Raw genomic sequence first — 2,017 nt, 5'->3', positions numbered from 1 at the left:
GGCCATGTCCATGATCACGTCGGTACCGACGTTCGAGGTCAGCAGGATCAACGTGTTCTTGAAGTCGATCAGCCGCCCGTTGCCGTCCTCCATCACGCCCTTGTCGAAGACCTGAAAGAACAGTTCGTGAATGTCTGAATGTGCCTTTTCGACCTCGTCGAGCAGAACCACCGAATAGGGCTTGCGCCGCACCGCTTCGGTCAGGCGACCGCCCTCGCCATAGCCGACATATCCCGGCGGTGCCCCTTTCAGCAGTGAGACGGTATGCGCTTCCTGGAACTCGCTCATGTTGATGGTGATGACATTCTGCTCGCCGCCGTAAAGCTCTTCAGCGAGTGCGAGCGCGGTTTCGGTCTTGCCCACGCCCGAGGGGCCGCACAGCATGAAAACGCCGATCGGCTTGTTGGGGTTCGATAGCCCCGCGCGATTGGTCTCGATCCGCTTGGCGATGGCGCGCAGCCCATGATCCTGACCGATCACGCGTTCCTGCAGGTGCTCAGCGAGGTTGAGTACGGCCTGCAATTCGTCCTGCACCATCCGCCCCGCCGGGATGCCCGTCCAGTCGGAAATCACGCTGGCCACCGCCTGTGCATCGACATGAGCATAGACCATGCGATCATCGGGATTGCCGGATTCCAGATCTGCCATGCGGGCATGCATTTCAGCGCGCGCTTCGGCTGGGTCGACAGCGTCGCTCCTGGCTTCGGCGGCGGCATCCGAAGCCGCGTCCTCTTCCTCGGGGCGGGCATCGGCCACGTCGTCCACATCGCGGCCCTCGGCCACGGCGATGGATTTGCGCAGCGCCAGAACCTGATCGACGATCTCCTTTTCCCTGGCATACATCGTCTCGGTCGCGGCCAGATCTTCGATCAATTGCGCCTTTTCCGCCTCGGCCTCGATCAGGCGCTCCTCGTTGGTTTCGCCCAGATCGCGTTCGGCGACCTTGGCGGCGATTTCGGTGTCGAGCGCGGCGATGCGTTCCTTCGTGTCCATGATTCTTGCCGGAACCGAGGACTGGCTGACCGCCACCCGCGCGCAGGCGGTATCGAGCAGTGACACCGCCTTGTCCGGCAATTGCCGCGCGGGGATGTAGCGCGAGGACAGGGTGACGGCAGAAACGATCGCTTCATCCGAGATGCGCACGTTGTGATGCGCCTCCATCGGCGCGAGGATACCGCGCAGCATGTAGCAGCACCGCTCGATATCAGGTTCGTCGACGTTGATGGGCTGAAACCGTCGTGTCAGCGCCGGGTCTTTCTCGATATGCTGGCGGTATTCGGACCATGTCGTTGCGGCGATGGTGCGCAGAGTGCCGCGCGCCAGTGCCGGTTTCAAAAGGTTGGCGGCGTCGCCCGTCCCGGCCTGTCCTCCCGCCCCGATCAGGGTATGCGCCTCATCGATGAACAGGATGATCGGCGTGGCCGAGGATTGCACCTCGTCGATCACGGATTTCAGACGCTGTTCGAACTCTCCCTTCATCGACGCGCCCGCCTGCATCGACTGGATGTCGAGCATGTGCAGCCGCGTCCCCTTGAGCTTGGGTGGCACTTCGCCAGCGGCGAGCCATTGGGCAAACCCCTCGACCACCGCGGTCTTGCCCACGCCCGCTTCGCCGGTCAGAATCGGGTTGTTCTGGCGGCGGCGCAGAAGGATGTCGATCACCTGCCGAATTTCGTCATCACGGCCCACCACCCGATCAAGCTTCTTCGCCTGCGCCTCGGCGGTCATATCCACTGAGAATCGGCCAAGAGCCGTTGCCGCGCCGGAACGATCCTCGTCGCCCGTGTCGCCGCGCCCGGCACTGCTCAGCCCGGTGCCGTCCATCGGCGGCATGTTCTCTTCTTCGGATTCGGACCAGAGCGTGCGGCTGTCTTGCGCCAGTTGGTCCACGGAAATCTGGTCGAAGTCCTTGGAATACCGCACCAGCCCACGCCGCAGAGCCGGATCGTTCAGCAGGGCTACCAGAACATGACCGGTGCGGATCTGCGCCTCGCCAAAGAAAAGGGTGGCGTAGGTC

At 63.1% G+C, this 2,017-nt stretch carries 1 protein-coding gene; it reads right to left on the bottom strand.

The features are described 5' to 3' along the window. On the bottom strand, positions 1-2,017 hold a 2,017-nt coding region (gene tssH, locus VKP01_RS08280; RefSeq protein ID WP_324411679.1), incomplete at both ends, for a type VI secretion system ATPase TssH.

The sequence above is a fragment of the Saliniramus sp. genome (assembly GCF_035311605.1).
In the GTDB taxonomy this organism is placed as follows: domain Bacteria; phylum Pseudomonadota; class Alphaproteobacteria; order Rhizobiales; family Beijerinckiaceae; genus Saliniramus.
The sequence above is the reverse complement of the archived record's forward strand: the minus strand, read 5'-3'. Positions and strand labels throughout refer to the sequence as shown.